Below are 24,767 nucleotides of genomic sequence, written 5' to 3' on the forward strand. Positions count from 1 at the left end.
GTCACGGTGGACACGATGAGGCTGTTGGTGAGGTACCGCAGCAGCTTCGCGTTGTCGAGGATCGCGGTGAAGTGCTCGAACGTGAGGTGCTCCGGGAAGAGCCGCGGCGGGAACCGGAACACCTCGTGCGTCGGGGTCAGCGCCGTGACGAGCACCCAGTAGACCGGCCCGAAGGCGAAGATGCCGACGAGCGCGACGGTCACCGCTGCCTTTCTCACGCCCGCTCACCCCGCTCGGAGAACCGGACGTAGACGATCGTCAGGCCGAGGATGAGCACCAGCCACAGGGCGCCGAGCGCGCTCGCCTGGCCGAGGTCGAAGGCCTTGAACGCGGTGTCGTAGACCGCGACCGCGAACGTCGTCGTGGAGCCGGCCGGGCCGCCGTGCGTCAGCACGTAGATCATGTCGAAGTGCTGCAGGTTCCAGATGACCTCCAGCAGCACGACGATGCCGAGGACACCGCGCAGGTGTGGCAGCGTCACGTGCCAGAACCGGTTGACGCTCCCGGCGCCGTCGAGCGCGGCGGCCTCGTACAGCGCCTCGGGCACGGTCTGCAGCCCGGCGAGCAGCATCACCATGATCCACGGGAAGCTCGCCCAGGTCTTCGCCACGATGACGGCGGCCATCGCGGTGCCGGGGCTGCCGAGCCAGACGATCGGCTCGTCGATCAGATGCATGCTCGTGAGGAGCCCGTTGAGCAGGCCGTAGTTGGCGTTGAAGATCCAGAGCCAGACGAACGACACGACGACGCCGGGGATCACCCACGGCAGCAGGAACAGCCCGCGCAGCACCGCCCGGCCTTTGAGTCGCGTGTTGAGCGCCAGGGCGAGGGCCATGCCGATGACGACCGGCGCCACGGTCGCGCCGGCGGTGAAGACGAGCGTGTTGCGCAGCGTCGGCCAGAACTGCCGGCCGAGCACGTCGGTGAAGTTGGCCAGGCCGGCGAACGAGCGCCCCGGCAGCACCAGGCTCTGGTCGAACAGGCTCGTGGTCAGCGAACCGACCAGCGGGTACAGCACCACGGCGCTCAGCAACGCCAGCGCGGGAAGGGTCAGCAGGAACCCGAACGTCCGGTCCTTCATGTCATCACGCTCGGGTGGTCGTCATCCAGGTCGATCAGCTCCGGGTCGAGCTGGGCGGCGAGCTCCACGCCCAGCTGCCACTCGACGTGGTCGCGCGCGGCCCGCTCGGCGCCGTCGGGGTCCCGCCGCCGCAGCGCGCCGAGGATCGCCTCGTGCTCGGTGATGACCTGCCCCCAGGCCGGCTCGACGCGGACGCCGACGCGGTAGTGCTGCACCCGCAGCAGGGCCAGGTCGGTCAGCTCGCGGAGCGTCGCGTAGCGGGTGGCGGTCGCGATGCCGGTGTGGAACTGCCGGTTGAGCCCCGACATCGGGGTGAGCTTGCCGCGCTGGTGCTGGAACTGCATCTGCGCGTGCAGCTCCTCCAGCTCCTCCAGCTCGGCGTCGGTGATGACCGCTGCGGCGACCCGGGCACTGAGCCCTTCGAGCGCGCCACGGGCCAGGTAGACGCCGCGCATCTCGCGCAGCGACAGGGGCGCCACGTGCGCGCCGGCGTGCGGGTTGGGCTGCACCACGAGCCCCTGGCCGGTGAGCCGCTGGATCGCCTCCCGCAGCGGGATCTTGCTGATGCCGAACTGCCGCGACAGCGCGTCGATGTTGACCCGCTCGCCGGGGCGCAGCTCACCGCTGAGGATCGCGTCGCGCAGCCGCTCGTACACGAGGTCCGCCTTGGTCTGGAACCCACCGAGCGGCCTGTCGAACGCGTCTGCCATGTCAGGCATCTCCCCTGCTCAGCGTCGACCGTATACGATCGACCATCTACTGTTGAGGAGTGTTGCACGCCACCCGAGCGGCTTTCAAGAGGCTTCAGGGCATGGAAAAGCCCCCCACGGCGGTGGGGGGCTGCGCGTTTCGCAAGCAATGCCGCAACGTACCGGCGAGTATCTATTGACTGAAGGCGACGAACTGAATACGTTGCGTCATGCCTATCGGGTTTCTCCTGGAATCCAGGGCAGGAAGGCCCGAGGAGCACACCTCGGACCTTCCTTCTGACATCCCGGATCAGATGATGTGAATGCGCTCGATCTCGCCATTGGCATGCTGGACCCGCAGCACTCCTTCATTGCGGTCCATGATCTCCTGCACGATGGCGTAGATCTGCAGCGCCCGGTTGATCGTGTCGGTCTTGCTGTACCGCTCAGTGGAGCTGATCTGCTCCAGCGCCTTCATGGCCTGCTGGTTGAGGTTCACCGTCACTCGCGTGAGCCCATTGCCACCGCCGGCGCCCACCGGGTCACCCGGCCCCGGTATGTCGACGTCGTCATTGACGGCGGCCCGATGGTCAAGCGTGTCGGTTCTGCTCATAACTTCGCTCCTCCTGGTGAGCGTCACCCCTGCCACTACGTTCGGTAACCGGCAACAGCCGATGCAGTCATGGTATACCCAAAGTATGCCTCTGGATACGATTAACTGCTGCATCAGTGCTGCAACACGCGGATCATGGCACGCGTGAGCACGGATCGCTAGAGGTCAGGCCCAAGATCTCGGCGAAACTGTTCGCTTCCGAACGCTTCCGCGGTAAGCAAGTCACATAAAGATGCACCTTACGTACATCAAACTGATGACTCAAGCGCTCAACTTTGCTGCATTAAGGTCTGGCGCATACTCGCCTTCATCACTTACCGTAACATCCGTCGGTTCCTATTCAGGGGTACGAGGACGGAGCGCATGCGGAGAAAGCGAGTGCCTGAACAGCAGCATCTGGACTTGACCGAGTCCGAGGACCGCGACGGGGAGCCGTCCACAGACAGTTACGTTCTGCAATCGCGCCACTACGAGGTTACCGGGGCGCCGAAGCTCGACCTCGCCGCCGAGACGCCCAGCCCAGATGCGGTCGTCAGGCACATGGGCGAGACGGTCCGCACCTCCTTCGCACTCACCATCTGGAGGCACCTGAGCTTCCGCTTCAACCATCATCAGTCGGGAGCATCGACGGGCGCGGGTGAATTCGTGGTCGCCTGCGTCACCGTGCTCGGCATTGCGGCCGTCATCGTCGTCGCACCCGACTGGCGCCGGGCACTGGTCGCGGGCGCAGTCGCGGTCGCCACGGCGGTGCCCCTCGCCTTCCTGTTGATCCGCCGCCGCTCGAACTGACCCGAACCGACAGAACCGGAGGAGGAGCCGATCATGGCCGCAATGGAGTTCGACCTCAACGAGGTCCAGCTGGAGCTGCTCACCCAGTCGGGCCCGTTGGACCTCAACATGGACGTCATCCACCACGCACGCCAGTTGAACACCCTGACCTCGCAGATCCTGGCCCAGCGCGACCGCGACGAGTTCGAAGACGTGAACATGCTCGTGCACGAAGCGGGCCGGCTCTACCAGAGCCTGCTGCGCGTCGCGGCGCGTCAGGCGGCGATCGACGAGCTCAAGGCGCACCGGCGGTCGATGCTCCACTCGCAGCATGTGGACCTGTCCAAGGACGTTCCCACCGCGGCGGCGCACGTCGGGCAGAACCGGATCATCGGGCCGAGCCGGGTCGAGCGCGGCCTGCACCGCTTCGGGTTCCACCCCCGCGAGCCCGAGATCTCCCTGGTCGCCTGAGCGCGTCCGCTTCCGGTTCTACGGCGGCATGCGAAGCGCCCCCCACCTACAGGTGGGGGGCGCTTCGACGTTGCCAGAGCCGCCTAACGGAATCGAACCGTTGACCTATTCATTACGAGTGAATCGCTCTGCCGACTGAGCTAAGGCGGCAACGATGACCAAGTGTACGGCACGCCCAGGGGGCGCGCGCGAGGGGTTATCCGAGTAACGTCCGGCGCGTGATCCCTGACGATCTGCCGGCCGCCCCCGGCGAGCTCACGGCACAGCCCGGCGACCCCATCCTGCCGATGCCCGAGACCGGGCCGCCGGTCGCGCGGGTCGGCGACCGGCCCGACGCGCTGGACCCCGACCAGATGGGGTTCACCCCGCGGCGGGCCGTGCCGTGGCTGAGCCCGGTGCTGCTCAGCGGCACCGCGGTGCGGGTGGTGCTGGCCGACCTGTTCGGGGCGTACCTGGACAAGCGCGAGCTGCAGGACTCGATGCCGGACCGGATCATGCGGGAGGCGCCCGGGTACACCGGCTTCCTGAGCGCCGAGGACGCCGACGACATCCCCGACGGGGAGCTGTGGGTGGACTACTGCGCCGACACCGGCGACGGGTTCAACGCCACCTACTCCGTGGCCTACCTGCTGGCGCAGCAGTCGCTGACGGTCGAGGGGCACGAGCTGCCCCGCGGTGAGGTGCTCGTCCTCGGCGGCGACCAGGTCTACCCGACGGCGAGCGGCCAGCAGTACGAGGACCGCTTCAAGGGCCCGTTCCGCGCCGCGTTCCCCGACCCGCCCGCGGAGGGTCCCCTCCCCCGCATGTACGCGGTGCCCGGCAACCACGACTGGTACGACGGCCTGACCGCGTTCCTCCGCCTGTTCGTCCGCGGCGGCGAGGGCAAGATCGGCGGCTGGCAGACCCGCCAGTCGCGGTCCTACTTCGCGATCCAGCTGCCCAACCGGTGGTGGATCCTCGGCACGGACGTGCAGGCCGGCGCGTACATCGACGACCCACAGCTGCGGTACTTCAACCGCGTCGCGGCCCGCCTCGGCCCCGGTGACAAGGTGATCATCTGCCCACCGGCGCCGAGCTGGGTGGAGGCGCAGGAGGACCGCAAGGCGTACGACAGCCTCGACTACTTCGTGCGGACCGTCATCGCCCCGACCGGCGCCGACGTGAAGCTGATGCTCTCCGGTGATCTGCATCACTACGCCCGGTACGAGGGCACCGACCGCCAGCTGATCACCTGCGGCGGCGGGGGCGCGTACCTGTACCCGACGCACGAGCTGCCGCCGCGGATCGAGGTGCCGCCCCGGCGCTCGCTGGTGCGCAACGCGAGCCCTTCGCAGTGGTTCGACTTCAAGGCGGCGTACCCGAGCAAGGCCCGGTCGCGGGCCCTCTCCCTCGGCGTCTTCTGGCGCGTGCCGTGGCGCAACCCCATGTTCCTCGGCCTGCTCGGCGTGCTGCAGACCCTGACGATGCTCGCCTTCGTCAACGCCGCCGACCGCGTCATCTCCGGCACCGAGCAGCGGCTCGTCACCATCCCCGCGTTCCTGATGGTGATGGTCGACGTGCTCAGCGGCTTCTTCCTCGCGATGCCGGGCGTCGCCGGGAAACGCAGACCCCGGCACTGGATTCTCGGCCTGGGGCACGGCGCCGCGTTCGTCGGCATCGCCGTGCTCGGCACGTGGGCGTGGCTCAACCTGCCGTTCGTCGACCAGCCGTGGCCGCTGCCGCTGCTCATCGCGATCGTGCTGTACTTCCCGCTGTCGTGCGTCGCGGCCGGCGAGCTCTTCGCGCTGTACCTGCTGATCGCCTCGAAGTTCGGCGTGAACGTCAACGAGCTGTTCGCCGGCCAGGGCATCACCGGCTACAAGGGCTTCCTCCGGATGCGGTTCGGCGCCGACGGCACCCTCACGATCTACCCCATCGGGGTGGACCGCACCGCCCGCCGCTGGAACGCGCAGCCGACCGGCTCCTGGTTCGCCCCGCGCAAGCCGATGGCCCTGCGCCTGATGGAGCCCCCGATCGAGCTGTCCTAGCCGGCCTTCATGGAGCCCTCGATCGAGCCGTCCTGGCCGGCCTCATGGAGCCCTCGATCGAGCCGTCCTGGCCGGCCTCATGGAGCCCTCGATCGAGCCGTCCTGGCCGGCCTCATGGAGCGCCCGATGAAGCTGTCCTAGCCGCCGAGGTACGCCAGCAGCCCCACCTCGGGCGCGAGCGCACCGGGCTGCCCGAGCGCGCGGAACTCCTCGGCGACGGCGGCCCGGTCCAGCACGCCGCTGCGGGCCGCCTGGTAACGCACGATCGAATACAGGAACACGTCGAGGTTGTCGAACTGGGTGTGCCCCTCGATGACCTGCTCCTCGTGGAACCAGACGGCGATCCTGCCGTTGGTCAGCATCACGTACAGGTTGCCGCCGCCGTCCGACGCGATCGACCACACGTCGTCGTCGGTGAGCCGGGTCGCGTAGTCCGAGTCGAGGATCTCGCACTCGTTCCCGGCGAAGTCGAACCCGTACGAATACCCGGACACGTCGACGACCCACGGCAGCGTCCCGGACCGCACCCGCCGGTCGAACGCCGCGAGCGCCACGGCCGCCTCCCGCGGGAGCCGCGCCAGGAACGGCTCCACCGGCCGGGTGTCCGCCGGTACCTCGACCGGCGGCCGGTCCGGGAACCAGCGGACCAGGTCGCCCTCGAAGCCGTCGTCGCCGTATCCGGAAAGCTGCTCGACCGCGGTTGGCATGCGGCGATCGTAATGCCCCTACAACGCGACCCTGGTGGTCGGTGCCGCACCCCCGGCGGGCCCGGCCCCGGGCTCGCTGTAGCGCAGCTCTTCCAGGTCGGGCGCCCGGCGCGCCATCAGCTCGCGCGCTTCGGCGAACGCGTCCGCCGCCGGTTGCAGCACCCGCACCGCGATCCTCGCCGCCGCCTCCAGCACGTCCGCCGCCGGTGGCTCCTCCCTCAGTGCAGCCGGATCGGCCTGCCGCAGCGTGACGGCCTCCGCGGAGCTCACGACCCGGGCGACCGCCTCGGCGAGCTCGCCGCGCAGCGCGTCGCACCAGTCGGCGAGCGCCTCGGCGTAAGTGGCCGTGGCGCGCAGCCTGCCGGTGATGGTGCCCGGGTCGCCGCCGTCGCCGATGTACGAGGCGAGCGCCCCCCACCGCACCGCGAACGCCTCGGCTCCCGTCCCCTCCCACACCCCGGCCAGGTCCACGGTGAGCTTGCCCTGCCGCCGCGCGAACCGGTCGGCGTCGGCCCGCAGCTGCGCCCCGGCGACCCGCAGCGGCTCGGCCCTGACCTTGAGCCCGAACTCCAGCACGTCCCCGGGCAGCGCCCCGACCCGCCGCAGCAGCTCCCAGACCGGGTCCCCGGCCGGCGCACCCCCGGCGATCAGCACTCTGTCGACCCGGCGCAGCAGGTCACCCCCGACCCCCGCCAACCGCTCAAGCGCGTCCATCATCGCGCGGCCGACCGATCCCCGGACGGGCAAGAGATGCGTCGACCCTGAGCGCTGGGTGTCCCGGTGTCGCTGGCGGGGCCGTCCGGCGCCACCGTGCCCGTGGCGCGGTGGGCCGTCGGGGTGGTCGGTGAGGCCGGCCGGCCCGCGGCCCGGGTGCCCGGACGGGTCGGAGGTGCGGCGGCCCGGAGCATCAGGTGTCCCGGTGCTGGTGGCGGGCGTCGTGGTCGGCGGCGCGGTAGGACCGGGCGGCCTGGCGGAGCGCTTCGGCCGTCTCGGCGAGGCGGGCGCCGTGGGTCGAGGCCTCCCGGCCGCGGGCGGTCAGGGCCGTGGTCAGCGTGCGGTGCAGGGCGCGGCCGAGCTCGCCGGGGCCACCGGGGGCATCGCCGCCGAGCGGGCCGGAGCCGGGGTCGATGAGCGCCGTCGTGGTGCTGGTGGCGGCCAGCTCGTCGCCGGTGGCGTCGAGCCGGTTGGCCAGGTCGTCGAGTCGCATGCAGTCCCCCCGCTGGGTCGACGGTGTGCTGGTCAGGCCAGGGAGCGGTAGTCGCCGAACGTCTCGGCGTGCAGCTTCTTCCTCGCCCAGGCGGCGGCGTCGGTGGCGGCGGTGACGGCCGCGCGGACCGAGCGGGACACCTCGGCGCCCGTCTGCCCCCGCAGGTGGTCGATCCGCACGTCGCGGATCGTGCCGTCGGCGGTGACCACCACCTCGACCAGGCCATCGGGCGAACGCACGCTCACCTCGACGGTCGTGACCGCCTTGTCGAACTCGGCGAGCAGCGCTTCGATGCGGCGGTAACGCTCCACCGCCTCCTCGATCCACGACTCGTCGATCTCGCGCATGTCGGCCCCTCCCCGGAGTGACCGTACGGCACCAGCGAGTGACACGAAACCCCGAACTCAGGCCTGTGGATAACCTCGCGCGTCAGCCCCGCCACAGCGCGAGCATCATCGCCTCGACGGCGATGCGGGGCTTGACGTTGGCCTCGATGGCGACGCGGCACTCCAGCACCGACTCCAGCCGGCGCAGCGTGCTCTCCGGCGCCCACTTCTGCGCGGCGGCCCCGGCGAGCTCGTCGGTGTCGCCGTGCACGGGCTCGACCCCCGCGCCGAACGTGTGCACCAGCACGTCCCGGTAGAACCCGGCGAGATCCACCAGCGCCCGGTCGAGCGCGTCGCGCTGGGTCCGGGTGGCGCGGGACTTCTGCCGCCGTTCGAGGTCCTTGAGCTGCCCGGCCGACCCGCGGGCCGCCCCGGCGGCGCCCTTGCCCGTGCCGCCGGCGCCGAGCGCGGTCTCCAGCGCCGCCCGCTCGGCCGCGTCGGTTTCCAGTACCGACGCTGCCGCCTCCGCCTCGGCGGCCTCGATCAGTGCCGCGGCCGCGTCGAACGCCGCCCCGATGCCCGTCAGCCGCCGCGGCACGGCGAGCACCGCCTCGCGCCGGGCGCGGGCCTGCGGGTCCCGGGCCAGCCGGCGCGCCCGCCCCACGTGCCCCTGCGCCGCGGCCGCCGCCCACGCCGCGGTCTGCTCGTCCAGCCCGTCCCGCCGCCGCAGCAGCCCGGCGATCGCGTCGGCCGGCGGCTGCCGCAGCGGCACGACCCTGCACCTGGACCGGATGGTGACCGAGATGTCGTCGGGATGGGTGCTGGGCGTGCACAGCAGGAACACGGTCCGCGGCGGCGGCTCCTCGATCGCCTTGAGCAACGCGTTGCCCGCCGCCTCGGTCAGCCGGTCCGCGTCCTCGACCAGCAGCACCTGCCAGCGCCCCTGCGTCGGCGAGCTGGCCGCCCGCAACACGAGCGCCCGCATCTCACCGACCGCGATCGACAGCCCCTCCGGCACCACGAACCGTACGTCGGCGTGCGTGCCACCGAGGGTCGTGTGGCATGCCGTACACACGCCGCAACCACCATCAGGACACTGCAGTGCCGCGGCGAAGATGCGCGCCGCCACCGACCTGCCCGACCCGGGCGGCCCGGTGAACAGCCACGCATGCGTCATGCCCGCCTCGGGCACGCCCCCTTGGACGATCACCCCCGCGGCCGCGACCGCCCTGCTCAGCGTCGCGACCGCGTCTTCCTGCCCGACCAGCTCCGCGAAGATCGGCGGAGCCGTGCCGACCTCAGACCTCATGCCCACGCCTCCCCCCGACCGCCGGAGCGATCTCCAGCCCACCCACCACACCACGCGCGATGGCCAAAACGGCCGGCAACGGATGGGCGCAGGCGACCACCCCGCAGCCGATCGCCCGCCACCCGACGAGCGTCACTCGCCAGTCGGCCGCCTGCAACACCGCCGCCCGGACGAGCACCACTCAGCAGAGGGTCGCGGACAGCACCCACCCCCGCAGAGGTGCCCGCGCCGACATCCAGCGGACGGTGCATGGTGACAGGGCTCAAACCCGCGCCGACCGTCCTCTCACGAAATCCCGGCCAGGCCGATCGGCGCGGCACATCGACGCACGACGCACGGCCGCTCCGCCCAGCGGTCGTGGGCACACCGCCGTCCGGAAACCTGTCGGCCTCCACGCCCGCGCTCGGCACACCGCCGTCCGTGCCCGCGTGCAGCACGTCGACGTCGGACACGGTGGCGCCGGGCATGGCAGCCTTCAGCGCGGCGGCGGACGGGAGGCAGGCGCCCGATGGAGGGCGCAGCTGGTCGGTGCTCGGGAGGACGTCGCCCCGGGCGCCGGCGCCGGCCCGGAGGCCGGCGGGCAACGGGCGGGGCGGGGCGGCGTCGGGGGTCATACCCGGGTCTCCCGGCCTCCGCCGGGGGCGTCCTTGTCCAGGTCCACGGGCGGGAGGCCGGTCAGCTCGTCGCCGGTGAGCATGGTGACGGTGTCGGCCGCGTCCTCGAGGGCTTCCTCGATGGCCTCCTCCAGGTCGAACTCCTCCTCGGCGGGCATCAGGTGCCGGACCCGCTGCAGGACGCCGGCGGCCAGGGCCTCGGGTGGCATGGAGGCGTCGAGGACCAGGTAGCGGCTCGGGTCGGCGGCGGCCAGGTCGAGGAACGCGTAGCGGACCCGCTCGTGGAAGGCGAGCGACTCGCTCTCCAGCCGGTCGGCCTCGCCGCGGCGGCCGGCCCTGGCGAGGCCGATCGAGGGCTCCAGGTCGAGCAGGACCACCAGGTCGGGCTTGAGGCCGCCGGTCGCCCACTTCGACAGCCAGGAGACCTCGTCGACCGGGAGGGTGCGGCCGGCCCCCTGGTAGGCCAGAGACGAGTCGACGTAGCGGTCGCTGACGACGACGGCGCCGCGGGTGAGCGCGGGGCGCACGACGGAGGCGACGTGGTGGGCGCGGTCGGCGGCGTAGAGCAGGGCCTCCGCGCGGGGCGTGACGACCTCGCCGGTGACCTCCGGCGGGTCGAGCACGAGGCTGCGGATCCGGGCGCCGAGCGCGGTGGCGCCCGGCTCGCGGGTGACGACGACGTCGCGGCCGAGCTTCCGCAGCGCCTCGGCGAGGTGCTTGACCTGGGTGGACTTGCCGGCGCCCTCGCCGCCCTCGAAGACGATGAAGAGCCCGCTGGCGGCCTTCGGCTCGTCGGGGCTGAGCGGGCGGCCGCGGACCGAGCCGAGGACGTCGGCCAGGAGCGGCACGCCCTTCTTGTCGTCCATCTGGCGCAGCGCCACGATGCCGGCCATGACGCCCAGGACGCCGGCGACGGCGAGCAGCGGCCGGGTGCTGGAGATCTCCACGGACGTGAAGCCGAGGCTGAGGTGGCGCGACCCGCCGGCGCCGACGATGACGCTGGACAGCGAGATGGTGAGCATGAGCACGACGCGGGTGCCGGTCTGCACGAAGGCGAACGCCCGGCCGCGCATGTCGTCGGACACCTCGCTGCCGAGCAGCGTGGTGCCGGACAGGAACGCCATGCCCGCGCCGACGCCGACGAGCAGCGCGCCGCCGACGGCGACCGCGAGGTGGGTGGCGAGGGCCAGGATGAGCACGGAGCCGGCGGCCAGGATGATCGACAGGCCGAACCAGCGGCGCCGGGACAGCGCGCCGACGATCCGGGGGCCGGCCGCGATGCCGACCCCGAGACCGAGGAAGAGCGTGGCGAAGAGCAGGGCGAAGGCGGCGTCGCCGGCGCTGAGCGACACGGCGTAGAACTTCGCGGTGCCGACGACCACGCCGCCGCCGGCGAAGGCGCCGAAGATGCCCAGCACCAGGCCGCGGACCAGCGGGGTGCGCCGGACGAACGCCCAGCCCTGCACGAACTCCTTGAGCATCCCCGGCTTGTGCTCGACGGCCGCGGTGCGACGGCCGCTGATCTCCTTGATGCCGAAGAACACGGTGACGGCGGTGGCCAGGAACGTCAGCGAGTTGAACCACAGCGCGACGTCGCTCGGCTCGGCGCCCCTCGGGCGGCCCTCGGCCCCGAACACGAGGACGACGAGCTGCTCCAGGCCGATCAGCACGAGCCCGGCGAGCACCGGCGTGATGCCATAGGTGGTGGCGAGGGTCAGCTGGTTGGCCGTCTCGAGCCGGGCGCGGGGCAGCAGGTTGGGCACCGCCGCTTCCTTCGCCGGGGTCCAGATCATCGCGGTGGTCTCGATGATGAACGTGGCGATCGCGGTCCAGCCGATCACCAGCGCGGGGTCGTCGAGGATCAGCGCGGACGCCGGGATCGAGGCGAAGAACAGGAAGCGGACCAGGTCGCAGGCGACCATCGTGAGCCGCCGGTCGAACCGGTCGGCGAAGACCCCCGCCACCGGTCCGAGGATCAGCGCGGGCAGGAGGCGCACGGCGATGACCGAGCCGAACGCCGCACCCTGGGCCGCCGAGTTGGACACCTGCGAGGCGGCGAACGTCGCCGCGGCGAGGAGGCCGAGCCAGTCGCCCAGGGACGAGAGCCCCAGGACGGCCCACAACCGGCGGAACGCCCGGATGCGCAGGACCGCCTTGAGCTCCCCGAAGCCGGACAGGTCGCTGCTCGCGATGGCGGCACCTCCTCAACTAGGACGCCTACTGTAACCACGCTACCGGTCCCCAGGTGTCGCCCCGGTGTCGGCCGACGCGCGGACGCGAGGTTCTTTCATATTCATCACCGACTCGGTACGGTGAGTCGTGACCAGCTCACGTGCCGCCCAGCGGGCCCGCTACGACCGGGCGACCGCGGATCTCGACCCGCCGTTCGCGATCGTCGACCTTGACGCGTTCGACGCCAACAGCGCCGCGATGCTCGGCCGCGCCGCCGGCAAGCCGCTGCGGATGCCCAGCAAGTCGGTGCGGGTCCGCGCCCTGATGGACCGGGCGCTCGCCCAGCCCGGCTGGCAGGGCGTCATGGCGTTCACGCTGCCGGAGGCCATCTGGCTGGCGGAGCAGGGCACGTCCGGGGACATCCTGGTGGCGTACCCGACGGCGGACCGCGCCGCGCTGCACCGGCTCGCCACCGACGAGAAGCTCGCCGCGACCGTCACGGTCATGGTCGACAGCACCGCCCAGCTCGACCTGATCGACTCGGTCATCCCGGCCGGCGAGCGGGCCGGCGCCGTGCGCGTGTGCATCGACCTGGACGCCTCCTGGCGGCCGATGAGCAGCGTGCACATCGGGGTGCGCCGCTCCCCGGTCCACAGCGCCCGCCAGGCCGGTGAGCTCGCCGCCGCGATCGCCGGCCGGGCGGGATTCAGGCTGGTGGGGCTCATGTCCTACGAGGCGCAGATCGCCGGCCTCGGCGACGCCCCACCCGGACGGCCCGTGCGCGGGGCGCTGATCCGCATGATCCAGTCGCGCTCGTTCCCGGAGCTGCTCGCCCGGCGGAGCGCGGTCGTCGCCGAGGTGCGGCGCCACGCCGACCTCGAGTTCGTCAACGGTGGCGGCACCGGCAGCGTCCAGGCCACCGCGCAGGACCCTTCGGTCACCGAGGTCGCCGCCGGGTCCGGCCTGTTCGGGCCGTGGCTGTTCGACTCGTACCGCCGCTGGCGCCCCCAACCGGCGGCGTTCTTCGCCATGTCGGTCGTGCGCAGGCCGAACCAGCAGGTCGCGACCGTGCTCGGCGGCGGCTGGATCGCCTCCGGGGAGACCTCGCCGGCCCGCCAGCCGCAGCCGTGGCTGCCGGAGGGCCTCAAGCTGATCGGCACCGAGGGCGCCGGCGAGGTGCAGACCCCGCTCATCGGCCCCGGCGCGGCCGGCCTGCGCCTCGGCGAGCGCGTCTACTTCCGCCACGCCAAGGCCGGCGAGCTGTGCGAGCACGTCAACGAGGTGCACCTCGTCTCCGGCGACACGATCGTCGACACCGTGCCGACGTACCGGGGAGAAGGCAAAGTGTTCCTGTGAACCAGCGGAACGCCGGAGCCGTGCGGTGGCGGGCGGCGATGGAGCGGGCGCTCTACGGCGACGGCGGGTTCTTCCGCGCAGAAGCCGGCCCCGCCGCGCACTTCAGGACCAGCGCGCACGCGTCGCCGCTCTTCGCCGGGGCGATCGCCACGCTGCTGGAGCGCGTCGACGAGGCCCTCGACCACCCGGCCCGGCTCGACCTCGTCGACGTCGGCGCCGGCCGCGGCGAGCTGCTGCGCGGCATCCTCGCCGCCCTGCCGCCCGCGGTCGCCGCCCGGGTCTCGGCCGTCGGCGTCGAGGTCACGCCCCGCCCCGAGCACCTGCCCCCCACGATCGGGTGGACTTCCGCGATCCCCTCCGGCATCACCGGCCTTCTGGTGGCGACCGAATGGCTCGACAACATCCCTGTCGAGGTCGTGGAGCTCGATTCGACGTTGCGGCCACGGTACTGGCGCAGCACGCCCGACGGCACCCTGACGCTCGACGAGTCGCCGCTGGAACCCGGTGACGCCCGATGGCTGGCCGACTGGTGGCCCCTCGCAGGGTTACCGGAGGGTGCCCGCGCCGAGGTGGGCGCCCCGCGCGACGAGGCCTGGGCGGCGGCCACGGCCAGCGTGGCGCGCGGGATGGCGCTCGCCGTCGACTACGGGCACCTCGCCGGGGACCGCCCGCTGTTCGGCACGCTCACCGGCTTCCGGGACGGCCGGGAGACCGCACCCGTGCCCGACGGGTCGTGTGATCTGACGATCGCGGTGGCGTTGGACTCGCTGGGCGTACACCACCTGCTGACGACACAGCGAGAGGCGTTGCGCCTGCTCGGGGTGGACGGCCGGCGCCCGCCGCTGGCGCTCGCCTCGACCGACCCGGCCGGCTACGTGCGGGCCCTGGCACGGGCCGGGCAGGCGGCCGAGCTGACCGACCCCGCCGGCCTCGGCGGCCATCATTGGGTCATGTACTGGGTATGAACATCGGTCATACCGGGGGTACGCTAGGGGCATGACGGCCAAGGTGACGTTGTCGTTCTCCGACCAGACCATCGCCGACGCCCGGCACTGGGCCGAGCGCGACGGCGTGTCGCTCAGCGCGTGGATCGACCGGGCCGCGCAGGAGCGCGCGCTGCGTGAGATCTTCACCGCGCACGCCGAGGCGGTGCGCCGGGCCAAACCCGACCTGGAGCGGGCCGCGCTCGCCGACGAGGAAGAGATCGCCATGGTCGACGCGGAGCTGTTCAGCGGGCGCCGTGCGGCGCGGTGAGGTCTGGCTGATCAAGGGCGCCCGCGAGCGCCTCGGTCTGATCATCAGCTCCGACGTCTTCAACGGCACCGACGTGCCCGTCGTCATCGTCGCCGAGGTCACCGACCAGGAGGAGCTGCGCGACTCGCCGCTCGCCGTCGAGCTCGACGACCTGGTCGTCATGCCCGACCGGATCTCCTCGCCGCTGAAGCGCTGGTTCGTCGAGCGGGTCGCCGTGGCCGACACCGCCACGATGCACAACGTCTCGCGCGCGCTGCGGATCCTGCAGGATCTGTAGGGCCTTAGGGTTACGGTATGACCTCCGAGTTGACGGTCGGCACCGGGGCGGGCCTCGACACCGCCGACATGGTGCTCAACATCGGCCCGCAGCACCCCTCCACCCACGGCGTGCTGCGTCTGAAGCTCGTCCTCGACGGCGAGCGGGTCCTGAGCGCCGAGCCGATCATCGGCTACATGCACCGCGGCGCGGAGAAGCTCTTCGAGGTCCGCGACTACCGGCAGATCATCATGCTGGCCAACCGGCACGACTGGCTGTCGGCGTTCTGCAACGAGCTCGGCGTCGCCCTCGCCGTCGAGCGCCTCATGGGCATCGAGGTCCCCGAGCGCGCCACCTGGCTGCGCACCGCCCTCGCCGAGCTCAACCGGGTCCTCAACCACCTGATGTTCCTCGGCTCCTACCCGTTGGAGATCGGCGCGATCACGCCGGTCTTCTACGCCTTCCGCGAGCGCGAGACCATCCAGACCGTGCTCGAGGAGGCGTCCGGCGGGCGGATGCACTACATGTACAACCGCGTCGGCGGCCTCAAGGAGGAGGTCCCGGCCGGCTGGACCACCCGCGCCCGCGCCGCGATCGACCAGGTCCGCCGCCGCATGCCCGACCTGGACAACCTGATCCGCCGCAACGAGATCTTCCTCGCCCGCACCGTCGGCGTCGGCGTCCTGTCCGCCGCGGACGCCGCCGCGTATGGCGCCTCCGGCCCGGTCGCCCGCGCCTCCGGCCTGGACTTCGACCTGCGCCGCGACGAGCCGTACCTGGCCTACGGCGCCCTGGACGTCCCCGTCGTCACCCGCACCACCGGCGACTGCCACGCCCGCTTCGAGGTGCTCCTGGACCAGGTGTACGCGTCGCTGGACCTCGCGCAGGCGTGCCTCGACGAGGTCGACAAGCTCACCGGCCCCGTCAACGTCCGCCTGCCGAAGGTCGTGAAGGCGCCGGAGGGCCACACCTACGCCTGGACCGAGAACCCGCTCGGCATCAACGGCTACTACCTGGTCTCCCGCGGCGAGAAGACCCCGTGGCGCCTGAAGCTGCGCACCGCGTCCTACTCCAACGTCCAGGCCCTGTCGAAGCTCCTGCCGGGCACCCTGGTCCCCGACCTGATCGCCATCCTCGGCTCGATGTTCTTCGTCGTCGGCGACGTCGACAAATAGCGGAGCTGTTCACTCGTATCCGTCAGGGCGGTGCCCGCCGCCTCCGGTCCGCAGCCGCGGGTCAGCGCCAGCGGTCGTCGTCGCCTTCGAAGTCGACGATCTGGCGGGCGGGGCGGGGGCGGGAGTCGTCGCGGGAGCCGTTCCAGCCGTAGTCATCGTCGTCGTCGTGGCGGGCACGGCGGGAGACGCGCTCGTCGTCGCGGGCGGGGCCGGGGTCCTGCCAGCGGGAGGCCGGGGACGCCGGGAGGGCGGCCTGGGTGGCGCCGACGGCGGGGCGGCGGACCTCCGACCAGCGGGTGGTGCCGGTGTCGTCGCGGCGGGCTTCCTCGTAGCTGGACTCGGACCACTGGACGTCGGCGCCGTGCTGGCGTTCGCGCTCGCGGCGGGCCTCGGACCTGCGGGGGCTCTCGCGGCGGGGCTCGTCGTCGTCGGGCTCGGGCACGTACTCCTCGTGGCGCACGGACGCCCACCGGTCCTCGATCCGGACGTGGGTGCCGGTCTCGTCGGCGTGGACCGCGGCGCGGCGCTCGCCGACGCGGAACTCCCGGCCGCCGTGCTCGTCGCTGTGCACCGACGCCCACCGGTCCGTCGTCCGGACGCCGGTCACGCTGCCGGCGTCGTCGTCCGGGTCGTACGCGCGGCGGCGCCCACCGGCGCGCACCACCTCACCGGAGTCGTCGGCGTGCGCCATCCGGTCGCGCAGGAGCTGCTCGGTCCAGGACGGCTCGCGGGGTTCCTCGCGCGGGGTCTCGGTGCGCTCGATCCACTCCGAGCGCTCGCTCCGCTCGGTCCACTCGGAGCGCTCCGACCGCTCGGTGCGGCTGACCCGTTCGGCGCCCCGGCCCCGGTCGGCACGGTCGGCACGGTCGGGCTGGTCGTCCCGGTTTCCGCGGTCGGTGTGCTCACCACGCCCGCCGCGGTCGGCGTGGTGACCCCGGCTCCGGTCGGAGTCCCAGTCACGGTCCCTGTCGCGGTCCCGGTCACGCTCTGCGTCGGACCACTCGCCACGCCTGCCGCGGCCCTCGCCGCCGCCGTCCCAGTCACCGCGCCCGCCACGATCGGCCCGGCCCGCGCGGCCGGCTGCCTCGCCGCGCTCCGACCACTCGCCACGGCCCGCGCGATCGCCCCGGCCCGGGTCGCCGTCGCGGGAGGACCACTCGCCGCGGTGATCGGCCCGGTGCCCGGCCCGGTCGGCCCGGTCCGTCCGGTCCGCGCGGTCGTCGTCGCCGTCGCGGGAAGCCCACTCGCCGCGGCTGCCGTCACCGTCACGGGAAGCCCACTCACCACGGCCGCCGTCGCCGTCACGGGAGGACCGGCCCGCGTCGCCGTCGCGGGGGGACCAGTCGCCGTGGCTCGCGCGGCCGCGGTCGGGCGCGCCCGACCGCCCGCCACGCTCGGGAGCCTCGCTCCAGTGCCCGGTGCCGTCCACGACCCGGCCGGTCTCGTGCCAGTCGGCGTCGCGGTCGGAGACCCGCTCCGACACGCGCTCCGACACCGGGCGGCGCTGCTGCGGGATCTCGACGGGGCGGGCGCCGTACACGGTGCCGTCGCGCCGCTGGTCGGTCGGGTCGACGACCATCGTCTTGGTGGTGACCTGCACGGTCTCGGTGTGCCGGAGCACGCCCTGCGGGACCGCGGCGGAGCCGACCGGCTGCGGGCCGCCGTGCTGCGCGGCCGCCGCCTGCTGCGCGGCGCGCGTCGCGCGCTCCAGCTGGCCGCGCATCATGTCGACCTGGTTGCGCAGCGCGTCGACGGTCTCGTGCAGCACGCCGATGCGCTCGACGAGCTGACCGTGCGTGGCGCGCGCCGCGTGGGTGATGTCGCCGCGGATCTCGTCGCGGAGCGTGTCCATCTCCTCGAAGACCGCCTCCTCGACCTCGCTGCGCACGTTGTCGTTGTCGGGGCGCAGCGCGATGGACAGGCCGATGAGCACGACGACGCCGACGGCGAGCACCGCGGCGAGCTGCAGGACGAACCCGCCGCCGACCAGCAGTAACAGTGCCGCCAGCGGAGCCAGGCCGACGCCGGCCCAGAAGAGGATCTGGAGCAGCTTCGCGCTCGGCCGTCCTCCGGTGGTCTCCGCGGCTGGCATGAGCAGAGACCTTACCTACTCTTCAGGGCAAGCGAAATGCCCGCCCTGGAAGGCCAGGACGGGCATCCGCCAACTACCGTGCGTATCGGAGGAGCTAGCCGAGCGAGCCGTCCGAGGAGAAGACGAGCGCGATCGTGGCCGTGCCCTTCTTCAGCGCGTCGAGGCTCTGCGGGCCGCCCGCGTCGAGGCTGACGAACTTGCCGAACTGGATGCTGTAGGTCTTCTCCAGGCCGGGCTGGCAGAACGGCCGCTGCGGGCACTCGGCCGGACCGCCGAGGACGGTGTCCTTGCCGGAGCACTTGGCGGCGAAGTCGCTGAGCGTCTTCACCCCGTTCTTGTCGGCGAACGCGGTGGTGACCGCGAACGCGTTCTGGTCGGCCGCCTTCGACGCCTTGCCGAAGGACAGGCCGGCCTTGCCGCCGATCTCCTTGAGCGCGGTGACGGTCTTGTCGACGTCACCCGAGGCCAGCGTCTTGGCGTCCTTGCCGTTGACCTGCCCGTTGATGAACTCGGTCAGCGTGCCGGCGTACTCCGGGATGACCTGGATGTCGCCCTTGGTCAGCTGGCCGTAGTAGACCTCGCGCTTGCCGATGGTCTGGACGGTCGCGTCGTAGCCGGCGGCGTCGAGGACGATCTCGTAGAGCGCGCCGAGCGTGGCGCTCTCCGCGAAGTCGGCGGCGCCGATCTTGATCGCCCCGCCCTTGCCCTTCTCGATGCCGGTGGTGAGGTTCTCGGCCTTGGCGAAGTCCTCCGCCGCGACCTTGGACGTCTTGCGGTCCACGACGACCGCCTTGTTGAGCTGGATCAGCTTCTCCGTGGTGAGCGCGTCGGAGACCTTGTCCAGCGCCGCGACGAGGGCCGGGTCGGCGGCCTTCGTGTTGATCGCGGCGATGATGTTGTCCGCCGTCTGCAGTTGCTTGTCGTCGGTGAGGACGACGAGCTTGTCCCCGGCGACAGGGGCACAGCCGGCCCCGCTCACACTCGCCGGCGCCTTGGTGCCCGAGGAGCCCTCCTCGCCGCAGGCCGCGAGGCCCACGGTGGCGAGGCCCAGCAGGACCCCGAGCGTGGCGCGCATGGCAGTTCGCAAAATGGCCCGCCTTCCGTGTCCCGGCGCGATCACTGTGACCGGCCGCGTGTCCGACGGACGGCGCTATCGGCTTGAAGCCCGCCCGCTGCTAAATAGGCAACTCTGGCTATGGGAAATCGGCAACCGCATGCAGGCACGGTTTCGTAACGACCCGTCACGGAGCAACCTTCACCGCTGCCCCGGCCGCCGCCGCACCCCTGGTGACCGGCCTTCTGGACCGGTCACGCCCGGCCTGCGGCCTGCCGCAGCACCTTGGGTGTGACCTTGCGCTCCACCAGGGCCATCAGCCCGTCGATCAGCAGCGCGAGCAGGGCCACGAGGACCGCGCCGGCGAGGATCTGGGCGTCGCCGCGGCCCGGGCCGAGCCCGAAGCCGGCGGAGATGATGTTGCCGAGGCCGCCGCCGTTGACGAGGGTCGCGAGGGTGGCGGTGGCGACGACCTGGGTGGTCGCGATGCGCAGGCCCGTCGCGAGGTAGGGCACCGCGAGCGGCAGCTCGACCCGCATCAGCATCTGCGCGGACGTCAGGCCCATGCCCCTGCCCGCGTCGCGGACCTCCTCGTCGATCTCGCGCATGCCGGTGTACGCGTTGGCGAGCAGCGGCGGCAGGCAGAACACGGTCAGCGCGACCACCACGGCCGGCTTGCCGATGCCGAGCGGGCTGAGCGACAGGATCGTCAGCAGCGCGATGACGGGCATCGCCTGCGTGATGTTGGACAGGATGACGACCACGCCCGACCCGGCGCTGCGCCGCCCGAGCCAGATCCCGATCGGCCAGGCGACCAGGCTGCCGAAGAGCACGGAGAGGAACGAGATCTCCAGGTGCTCCTGCAGGCGCACCAGTACCCCGTCGGGATTGGTCCAGTTCAGCGGATCGTTGAACCAGTTGATCATGTCATTGATGGCGCTCATGCCTTGCTCCTCCTGGTCCACGGGGTGAGGGCCCGGGTCAGTGCGACCAGGAGCAGGTCGAGCACCAGGGCGAGCAGCACGCAGACGAGCGCGGCGGTGGCGATCTGCGCCTTGTAGAAGTTGTTGCGGAAGCCGCTGAGGATCAGCGCGCCGAGGCCGCCCTGCGAGCCGACGGCCGCGCCGACAGTGACCAACGCCACTGTCGAGACCGTCGCGAGCCGCAGCCCGGTCAGGATCGCGGGCAGGGCGAGGGGGAGCTCGACGCGCAGCAGGCGGGCGCCCCGGCCGTAGCCCATCGCGGTGGCGGCTTCGCGCACGTCGCCCGGCACCTGCTGCAGTCCGGTGAGCGAGTTGCGGATGATGACGATCAGCGCGTACATCACCAGCGCCACGACGACCGGAGTGCGTCCCGTGCCCAGGAACGGCGCGAGGAAGGCCAGCAGCGCCAGCGACGGAATCGTGTAAAGCACGCTGGCTGATGTCAGAATCGGCGTGGCGAGCGGGCGCACCCAGTAGGCCAGCACCGCCAGCGGCACCGCGATGGCCACCGCGATCGCGACCGACCACACGGTGATGGCCACGTGATCCAGCAGCGCGTCGCGGATCGTGTCGGCGTTGTCCCGGACATAGCTCCAGGAGAACCAGGGGTTGCCCGCCTCACCGCGAGCCAGGAAGGACATGCGTGGACCGTACCGCGAAGGCCGACGGCGCGCCGATCACGCTCGATCGGCTGGGCAAGACGTATCCGAACAACACCACGGCGGTCGAGGAGCTGAGCCTGGAGATCGCCGGCGGCGACGTGACCGTGCTCATCGGCCCGTCCGGCTGCGGCAAGTCGACCGTGCTCAGGATGGTCAACCGGCTCATCGAGCCGACCCGCGGCCGGGTGCTGGTCGACGGCGAGGACGTGACGCGCGCCGACCCGGTGCGGCTGCGGCGCACGATCGGCTACGTCATCCAGAACGTCGGGCTGTTCCCGCACCAGACGGTCCGCACCAACGTCGGCACCGTGCCGCGGATGCTCGGCTGGGACAAGCAGCGCATCGCCGCTCGCACCGACGAGCTGCTGGAGCTCGTCGGCCTGACGCCGAAGCAGTACGCCTCCCGCTACCCGCACGAGCTGTCGGGCGGCCAGCGGCAGCGGGTCGGGTTCGCCCGGGCGCTCGCCGCGGACCCGGTGGTGCTGCTGATGGACGAGCCGTTCTCCGCCGTCGACCCGATCAACCGCGGGCGGCTGCAGGACGAGTTCCTGCGGCTGCGGCAGAGCGTGCGCAAGACGACGATCATGGTCACGCACGACCTGCAGGAAGCGATCAAGCTCGGCGACAAGATCGCGGTGCTGTCCGACCGCGGCCACCTCGAGCAGTACGCGACGCCCGCGGAGCTGCTGGCCAACCCCGCGAACGCGTTCGTCGAGCAGTTCATCGGCGAGGACCGCGGGCTGATGCGCCTGTCGGTGACCCCGATCCCCCGCGACCGGCTGCACTCCCTGGACGGCGCGCCCGGCGACCTGCCGGCGGTGTCCGCGGACGCGACCCTGCGCGTCGCCTTCGGCGCGATGCTGGCGGCGGGCGTCGACGCGGTGGTGGTGCGCGAGGGCGATCAGCCGCTCGGGTTGCTGTCTGCCGCTGATGTACGGGTAGCGCTCGCCGAGGCCGACACCGTCAAACGGTGACCGGCGGTGGGGAGTTCCCGCCGCCGGCGTGCCGCTCTGTCAGGCCCGCGTCTGCCGCCGCGGGCCGCTTCTCGCCAACCCTGTTGCCGTTCTGTTCAGGGCCGGCGGCCGGCCATGGTGGCGAGGCCGATGATCCAGCCGACGATGAGCCCGTAGCCGGCGCCACCGGCGGCGGCGACGACCGCGCCGCCGATCGAGGCGTCAGCCAGCAGGAACGCGGTGATGAGGGCGGCCAGCGCCGCCGCGAACATGTAGGCGGCCCAGCCGGTCAGGATCGCCGAGATGGTGCCGCGCGCGCTGGCGAGCTGCGCGCCGACGAGCAGTGTGATGAACACGGCCGTGAACAGGACCAGCAGGATCGCCTTCAGATCGGCGGCGAGCAGGTCACGCACCGACTGGTCGGTGTCGAAGTTCCACGCGGGCCACGCGAGCGTCTCCAGGAACACGCCACGGTCGCCCTCGTTGACCCAGTCGACGTACCAGGGGCTGCCGAAGATCAGCACCAGGAGGAACGCCACCAGGGTGCCCGCGCTTGACGCGGTGCGGTAGCGCGAACGAGTGATTGCCATGCCCCGGATGAGTCCCGGGAAACACGTTTTATAAACAAATACCGATAGTTACTTGGCCGGCGACATGATGTAGTCGATGAACGCGGCGCGGACCAGCGGCTCGGACTCGCCATAGGTGTGGTCGGTGACCTCGCGCCACAGCGCCACGACGTCGTCGATGGTGGCGTCGAGCGAGCCGAGCCAGCCGTCCTGCGTGTCGTCGTTGCTGGTCGTGACGTGCTTGAAGAGGTCCCAGAAGAACTTCACGTCGCGACGCTGCCGGGCGAGGGCGAAGGCACGTTCGCGGAGCTCCTCGGTGGGTAGTGCGTCAAGCTCCGCAAGGGTGGCGTTGGTCATGACCACAGCTTAGCGAGACACCCGCCGCCCTGGTCGGTCGCGCTCACGCCCTCCGTCGCCAGCACTACCCGCACCCAGCGACCCGACGGCACTCGCCCGGCGCGCCGCAAGCCGCTCCCCCCGGATATGTCCGCTCCGCGAACATATCCGAAATTTCGGTTATGTCGGGGAGCACAGCAAGTCAACATAACCGACCAGGGCGGCACCTGGAGACCGGAGCGAGCCGACATGCCCGCGCCAGAGAAGGAGGCAAGCCGCCACGACCGGCTCGACGGCGGCACCGAGGAGCGACGCAAGCAGGCCGCCCCAGCGAGATCCACCCTTCGCTCCGACATATCCGAAATTCCGGTTATATCGAGGAGCGGGGCGAGCCGACATAACCGGCTCGGCGGGGCAGGAGAACGAGGCAAGCCGACACAAGCAGCCCAGCGGCGGCACCGGAGAAGGACGCGAGCCGACATGACCGGCCCAGCGGCGGTGTCGGGAAGCGAAGCGAGCAGGCCGCCCCGGATATGTCCGCTTCGCGAACATATCCGGAATTTCGGTTATGTCGGGGAGCGGAGCGAGTCGACATAACCGACCCAAGGCGGCACCTGGAGACCGGAGCGCGCCGGCATGAGCGGCGCGGCGCGGTTCAGCGGTTGCTGCCCCAGCGCTCCTCGACGCCCCAGTCCTCGTCGGTGCTGCGGGCCGGCAGCTGGCTGGTCCAGCCGCCGGTGCGCGACGCCGACCAGGCGCTGTCCGGCTCGGCCTGGCTCGACCCGTACCCGGCGGTCGAGGTGCTGGGCGTCCAGACCTGCTCCTCCTCGACGTCGTCCTCCGCGGTCCGCGGCCGGCCGAACGTCTCGATCAGGCGGGTCACGACCAGCCCGATGGCGATCGCGCCACCGCCGACGGCGAGCGGAGCGATGTTCCACTGCTCGGCGGCGGAGTACTGGAACAGCAGCGTGATCGCGGCGACCGCGAGGACGGTGCCGAGCACGCCGCCGCGGCGGCCGTAGACGGAGGTGCCGCCGAGCAGGGCCGCGCCGAGGGCGAGGATGGTGAGGGAGAGCCCGGCCGCGGCCATGCCGTTCTGGGTGGTGGTGACCTCGCGCTGGTCGAGCGCGGTCAGCACGCCGGCGAAGGAGGCGAGCAGGGCGGAGCCGGCGATCGCGAAGCCCGTGATGGTGGCGGCGCCGCCGCCGCGGCGGCGGGCCGGGTCGGCGACCGGGCGGAAGCGGCCGACCGCGCGGCGGACCGGCCGGATCAGGCCGATGGCGCTGCCGGCGACGGCGACGAGCACGACCCCGAGCATCCACCAGAGTGCCTGGTCGTGCGGGTCGTACGCGCCGGTGACGACCTTCTCGTCGTTCTGGTCGGCGATCCAGGCCATGAGTGCGACCGCGACGCCGAGACTGGCCGCCCAGCCGGGCACGTGGAAGCCGACGACCAGCACCGCGATGACCACGCCGACGCCGAGCGCGATGAGGGCGGTGATGCCGGCGGTCATCGCCAGGCCACGGTCGGAGTTGTCGGCGAAGAACAGCGCCGACGCGTACGCGATCGGGCCGAGCGCCAGGTTGGCGGCGCCGGCACGCAGGGTGAGCCCCATCGCGATGCCGACGAGCCCGAGCTCGGCGCCGGCCAGCAGCAGCGACTCGAGCTCGGTGCCGCGCAGGGCCTCCGGTCGGGCGTCGCGCAGCAGGTACAGCAGCGACACCGCGGCGAGGAGCAGCACCATCTCCCAGAGCGCGTGGACGGCCAGCCGGTCGCGGCCGGGCTCGCCGTGCTCCGGGTCGTCGAAGACGTCGCCGAGCTGCGCCGGGCTGGGCGTGGCGCGCCTGGCGGCGAGGCCCAGCGTGCTCTCCGACGGCGGGACGCTGTAGTCGGTGTTCGCCGCGTACGACCCGGGGGTGTAGACGGACTGGTTCGAGACCCCGAGCGTGGGAGCGTCCTCGGGCACCCCGCCCGAGCGGAAGTCGGGCTCCTCCCGGAACCCGGGCTCACCGCGGAACCGCGAGTCGTCGTACGCCATCGCGCGCGCCTCCTGCCAGCCGACGACCGGTTACGCGTCGCACAGTAACCGCGGA

At 72.0% G+C, this 24,767-nt stretch carries 26 protein-coding genes, 1 tRNA gene and 1 pseudogene; 9 read left to right on the forward strand and 19 right to left on the reverse strand.

What is annotated here, in order from left to right; translation table 11 throughout:
- The 4 genes and pseudogenes from ABZ321_RS03175 to ABZ321_RS03190 form a co-directional block, all read right to left on the reverse strand.
- Positions 1-218: pseudogene (locus ABZ321_RS03175) on the reverse strand (carbohydrate ABC transporter permease); the annotation flags it as partial.
- Positions 215-1,081: a sugar ABC transporter permease gene (locus tag ABZ321_RS03180; protein ID WP_354889011.1), complete on the reverse strand. Its 867-nt coding sequence runs from the start codon at positions 1,079-1,081 to the stop codon at positions 215-217. The gene ABZ321_RS03180 and the pseudogene ABZ321_RS03175, both read right to left, overlap by 4 nt.
- Complete coding sequence (locus ABZ321_RS03185; RefSeq protein ID WP_344514189.1) at positions 1,078-1,800, reverse strand: GntR family transcriptional regulator; 723 nt, start codon at positions 1,798-1,800, stop codon at positions 1,078-1,080. The genes ABZ321_RS03180 and ABZ321_RS03185 overlap by 4 nt, the downstream gene beginning before the upstream one ends.
- A gap of 280 nt (positions 1,801-2,080) precedes the next feature.
- Positions 2,081-2,383: a hypothetical protein gene (locus ABZ321_RS03190; RefSeq protein ID WP_344514187.1), complete on the reverse strand. Its 303-nt coding sequence runs from the start codon at positions 2,381-2,383 to the stop codon at positions 2,081-2,083.
- A gap of 402 nt (positions 2,384-2,785) precedes the next feature.
- Between ABZ321_RS03190 and ABZ321_RS03195 the strand changes: the two genes are divergently transcribed.
- Positions 2,786-3,172: a hypothetical protein gene (locus ABZ321_RS03195; protein WP_354889016.1), complete on the forward strand. Its 387-nt coding sequence runs from the start codon at positions 2,786-2,788 to the stop codon at positions 3,170-3,172.
- Between the two features lie 33 nt (positions 3,173-3,205).
- Positions 3,206-3,622, forward strand: coding sequence for a hypothetical protein (locus tag ABZ321_RS03200; RefSeq protein WP_354889019.1), 417 nt, complete (start codon positions 3,206-3,208; stop codon positions 3,620-3,622).
- Between the two features lie 77 nt (positions 3,623-3,699).
- Here ABZ321_RS03200 and ABZ321_RS03205 read toward each other — a convergent pair.
- Positions 3,700-3,772 (reverse strand) — tRNA-Thr (locus ABZ321_RS03205).
- Between the two features lie 68 nt (positions 3,773-3,840).
- Here ABZ321_RS03205 and ABZ321_RS03210 point away from each other — a divergent pair.
- Positions 3,841-5,649 carry a metallophosphoesterase gene (locus ABZ321_RS03210; RefSeq protein ID WP_354889022.1) on the forward strand — a complete coding sequence of 603 codons (1,809 nt, stop codon included), beginning with the start codon at positions 3,841-3,843 and terminating at the stop codon, positions 5,647-5,649.
- A gap of 137 nt (positions 5,650-5,786) precedes the next feature.
- Here the strand turns inward: ABZ321_RS03210 and ABZ321_RS03215 are convergent, their stop codons facing one another.
- From ABZ321_RS03215 to tmk, 7 genes are all read right to left on the reverse strand, one after another.
- Complete coding sequence (locus tag ABZ321_RS03215; RefSeq protein ID WP_354889025.1) at positions 5,787-6,356, reverse strand: hypothetical protein; 570 nt, start codon at positions 6,354-6,356, stop codon at positions 5,787-5,789.
- Between the two features lie 18 nt (positions 6,357-6,374).
- Positions 6,375-7,073 carry a hypothetical protein gene (locus tag ABZ321_RS03220; protein ID WP_354889028.1) on the reverse strand — a complete coding sequence of 233 codons (699 nt, stop codon included), beginning with the start codon at positions 7,071-7,073 and terminating at the stop codon, positions 6,375-6,377.
- Positions 7,074-7,263: 190 nt separating this feature from the next.
- A complete protein-coding gene (locus ABZ321_RS03225; protein WP_344514175.1) occupies positions 7,264-7,563 on the reverse strand; it encodes a hypothetical protein in 300 nt (99 codons plus the stop codon).
- Between the two features lie 32 nt (positions 7,564-7,595).
- Positions 7,596-7,910 carry a YbaB/EbfC family nucleoid-associated protein gene (locus tag ABZ321_RS03230; RefSeq protein ID WP_344514173.1) on the reverse strand — a complete coding sequence of 105 codons (315 nt, stop codon included), beginning with the start codon at positions 7,908-7,910 and terminating at the stop codon, positions 7,596-7,598.
- An 82-nt stretch (positions 7,911-7,992) separates the two neighbouring features.
- Positions 7,993-9,198 (reverse strand): DNA polymerase III subunit delta', encoded by a 1,206-nt coding sequence (locus tag ABZ321_RS03235; protein ID WP_354889031.1) that lies wholly within the window; start codon positions 9,196-9,198, stop codon positions 7,993-7,995.
- Positions 9,188-9,379 carry a hypothetical protein gene (locus ABZ321_RS03240; RefSeq protein WP_354889033.1) on the reverse strand — a complete coding sequence of 64 codons (192 nt, stop codon included), beginning with the start codon at positions 9,377-9,379 and terminating at the stop codon, positions 9,188-9,190. The genes ABZ321_RS03235 and ABZ321_RS03240 overlap by 11 nt, the downstream gene beginning before the upstream one ends.
- A gap of 429 nt (positions 9,380-9,808) precedes the next feature.
- Positions 9,809-11,935: a dTMP kinase gene (gene tmk, locus ABZ321_RS03245; protein WP_344514169.1), complete on the reverse strand. Its 2,127-nt coding sequence runs from the start codon at positions 11,933-11,935 to the stop codon at positions 9,809-9,811.
- Positions 11,936-12,131: 196 nt separating this feature from the next.
- Between tmk and ABZ321_RS03250 the strand changes: the two genes are divergently transcribed.
- From ABZ321_RS03250 to ABZ321_RS03270, 5 genes are read left to right on the forward strand one after another with little or no spacing between them, the layout of a single operon-like run.
- Positions 12,132-13,340 (forward strand): amino acid deaminase/aldolase, encoded by a 1,209-nt coding sequence (locus ABZ321_RS03250; protein ID WP_354889035.1) that lies wholly within the window; start codon positions 12,132-12,134, stop codon positions 13,338-13,340.
- 38 nt (positions 13,341-13,378) lie between these two features.
- Positions 13,379-14,305 (forward strand): SAM-dependent methyltransferase, encoded by a 927-nt coding sequence (locus tag ABZ321_RS03255; RefSeq protein ID WP_354889690.1) that lies wholly within the window; start codon positions 13,379-13,381, stop codon positions 14,303-14,305.
- A 31-nt stretch (positions 14,306-14,336) separates the two neighbouring features.
- Positions 14,337-14,594 carry a DUF6364 family protein gene (locus ABZ321_RS03260; protein WP_344514165.1) on the forward strand — a complete coding sequence of 86 codons (258 nt, stop codon included), beginning with the start codon at positions 14,337-14,339 and terminating at the stop codon, positions 14,592-14,594.
- Positions 14,581-14,871, forward strand: coding sequence for a type II toxin-antitoxin system PemK/MazF family toxin (locus tag ABZ321_RS03265; RefSeq protein WP_344514163.1), 291 nt, complete (start codon positions 14,581-14,583; stop codon positions 14,869-14,871). The genes ABZ321_RS03260 and ABZ321_RS03265 overlap by 14 nt, the downstream gene beginning before the upstream one ends.
- A 17-nt stretch (positions 14,872-14,888) precedes the next feature.
- Positions 14,889-16,025, forward strand: a complete 1,137-nt coding sequence (locus ABZ321_RS03270; protein ID WP_344514161.1) for an NADH-quinone oxidoreductase subunit D — start codon at positions 14,889-14,891, stop codon at positions 16,023-16,025.
- A 61-nt stretch (positions 16,026-16,086) separates the two neighbouring features.
- Here ABZ321_RS03270 and ABZ321_RS03275 read toward each other — a convergent pair whose 3' ends face one another.
- The 4 genes from ABZ321_RS03275 to ABZ321_RS03290 all read right to left on the reverse strand — a co-directional run bounded on the left by ABZ321_RS03275 (position 16,087) and on the right by ABZ321_RS03290 (position 20,795).
- A complete protein-coding gene (locus ABZ321_RS03275; protein ID WP_354889038.1) occupies positions 16,087-18,117 on the reverse strand; it encodes a hypothetical protein in 2,031 nt (676 codons plus the stop codon).
- A gap of 94 nt (positions 18,118-18,211) precedes the next feature.
- Positions 18,212-19,192 carry a glycine betaine ABC transporter substrate-binding protein gene (locus ABZ321_RS03280; protein ID WP_344514158.1) on the reverse strand — a complete coding sequence of 327 codons (981 nt, stop codon included), beginning with the start codon at positions 19,190-19,192 and terminating at the stop codon, positions 18,212-18,214.
- A gap of 233 nt (positions 19,193-19,425) precedes the next feature.
- Positions 19,426-20,115, reverse strand: a complete 690-nt coding sequence (locus ABZ321_RS03285) for an ABC transporter permease (protein ID WP_354889040.1) — start codon at positions 20,113-20,115, stop codon at positions 19,426-19,428.
- The gene (locus tag ABZ321_RS03290) at positions 20,112-20,795 is read right to left on the reverse strand and encodes an ABC transporter permease (protein WP_344514154.1); all 684 of its coding nucleotides are present in this window, start codon (positions 20,793-20,795) and stop codon (positions 20,112-20,114) included. Before ABZ321_RS03290 ends, ABZ321_RS03285 begins: the two co-directional genes overlap by 4 nt.
- Positions 20,796-20,797: 2 nt before the next feature.
- On the opposite strand from ABZ321_RS03290, the gene ABZ321_RS03295 reads away from it, so the two are divergent.
- Entirely contained in the window at positions 20,798-21,790 is a 993-nt protein-coding gene (locus tag ABZ321_RS03295; RefSeq protein WP_354889042.1) for an ABC transporter ATP-binding protein, read from the forward strand.
- Positions 21,791-21,885: 95 nt separating this feature from the next.
- On the opposite strand, the gene ABZ321_RS03300 is transcribed toward ABZ321_RS03295, so the two are convergent.
- The 3 genes from ABZ321_RS03300 to ABZ321_RS03310 form a co-directional block, all read right to left on the reverse strand.
- Positions 21,886-22,359, reverse strand: a complete 474-nt coding sequence (locus tag ABZ321_RS03300; RefSeq protein WP_344514152.1) for a hypothetical protein — start codon at positions 22,357-22,359, stop codon at positions 21,886-21,888.
- A gap of 48 nt (positions 22,360-22,407) precedes the next feature.
- Complete coding sequence (locus ABZ321_RS03305) at positions 22,408-22,695, reverse strand: hypothetical protein (protein WP_344514150.1); 288 nt, start codon at positions 22,693-22,695, stop codon at positions 22,408-22,410.
- A 634-nt stretch (positions 22,696-23,329) separates the two neighbouring features.
- Positions 23,330-24,712, reverse strand: a complete 1,383-nt coding sequence (locus tag ABZ321_RS03310) for an ABC transporter permease (protein WP_354889045.1) — start codon at positions 24,710-24,712, stop codon at positions 23,330-23,332.
- Between the last annotated feature and the right edge of the window lie 55 nt (positions 24,713-24,767).

This window comes from Dactylosporangium sp. NPDC006015 (genome assembly GCF_040614215.1).
Classification (GTDB): Bacteria; Actinomycetota; Actinomycetes; order Mycobacteriales; family Micromonosporaceae; genus Dactylosporangium; species Dactylosporangium maewongense.

Bases quoted from the DNA above. Each gene is read 5' to 3' on its own strand.
- ABZ321_RS03255 (WP_354889690.1), top strand. From the start codon at position 13,379: ATGGAGCGGGCGCTCTACGGCGACGGCGGGTTCTTCCGCGCAGAAGCC.
- ABZ321_RS03275 (WP_354889038.1), bottom strand. From the start codon at position 18,117: ATGCCAGCCGCGGAGACCACCGGAGGACGGCCGAGCGCGAAGCTGCTC.
- ABZ321_RS03225 (WP_344514175.1), bottom strand. From the start codon at position 7,563: ATGCGACTCGACGACCTGGCCAACCGGCTCGACGCCACCGGCGACGAG.
- ABZ321_RS03200 (WP_354889019.1), top strand. From the start codon at position 3,206: ATGGCCGCAATGGAGTTCGACCTCAACGAGGTCCAGCTGGAGCTGCTC.
- ABZ321_RS03215 (WP_354889025.1), bottom strand. From the start codon at position 6,356: ATGCCAACCGCGGTCGAGCAGCTTTCCGGATACGGCGACGACGGCTTC.
- ABZ321_RS03180 (WP_354889011.1), bottom strand. From the start codon at position 1,081: ATGAAGGACCGGACGTTCGGGTTCCTGCTGACCCTTCCCGCGCTGGCG.
- ABZ321_RS03220 (WP_354889028.1), bottom strand. From the start codon at position 7,073: ATGATGGACGCGCTTGAGCGGTTGGCGGGGGTCGGGGGTGACCTGCTG.
- ABZ321_RS03235 (WP_354889031.1), bottom strand. From the start codon at position 9,198: ATGAGGTCTGAGGTCGGCACGGCTCCGCCGATCTTCGCGGAGCTGGTC.
- ABZ321_RS03285 (WP_354889040.1), bottom strand. From the start codon at position 20,115: ATGAGCGCCATCAATGACATGATCAACTGGTTCAACGATCCGCTGAAC.
- ABZ321_RS03270 (WP_344514161.1), top strand. From the start codon at position 14,889: ATGACCTCCGAGTTGACGGTCGGCACCGGGGCGGGCCTCGACACCGCC.
- ABZ321_RS03185 (WP_344514189.1), bottom strand. From the start codon at position 1,800: ATGCCTGACATGGCAGACGCGTTCGACAGGCCGCTCGGTGGGTTCCAG.
- ABZ321_RS03230 (WP_344514173.1), bottom strand. From the start codon at position 7,910: ATGCGCGAGATCGACGAGTCGTGGATCGAGGAGGCGGTGGAGCGTTAC.
- ABZ321_RS03290 (WP_344514154.1), bottom strand. From the start codon at position 20,795: ATGTCCTTCCTGGCTCGCGGTGAGGCGGGCAACCCCTGGTTCTCCTGG.
- ABZ321_RS03190 (WP_344514187.1), bottom strand. From the start codon at position 2,383: ATGAGCAGAACCGACACGCTTGACCATCGGGCCGCCGTCAATGACGAC.
- ABZ321_RS03260 (WP_344514165.1), top strand. From the start codon at position 14,337: ATGACGGCCAAGGTGACGTTGTCGTTCTCCGACCAGACCATCGCCGAC.
- ABZ321_RS03280 (WP_344514158.1), bottom strand. From the start codon at position 19,192: ATGCGCGCCACGCTCGGGGTCCTGCTGGGCCTCGCCACCGTGGGCCTC.
- ABZ321_RS03300 (WP_344514152.1), bottom strand. From the start codon at position 22,359: ATGGCAATCACTCGTTCGCGCTACCGCACCGCGTCAAGCGCGGGCACC.
- ABZ321_RS03305 (WP_344514150.1), bottom strand. From the start codon at position 22,695: ATGACCAACGCCACCCTTGCGGAGCTTGACGCACTACCCACCGAGGAG.
- ABZ321_RS03310 (WP_354889045.1), bottom strand. From the start codon at position 24,712: ATGGCGTACGACGACTCGCGGTTCCGCGGTGAGCCCGGGTTCCGGGAG.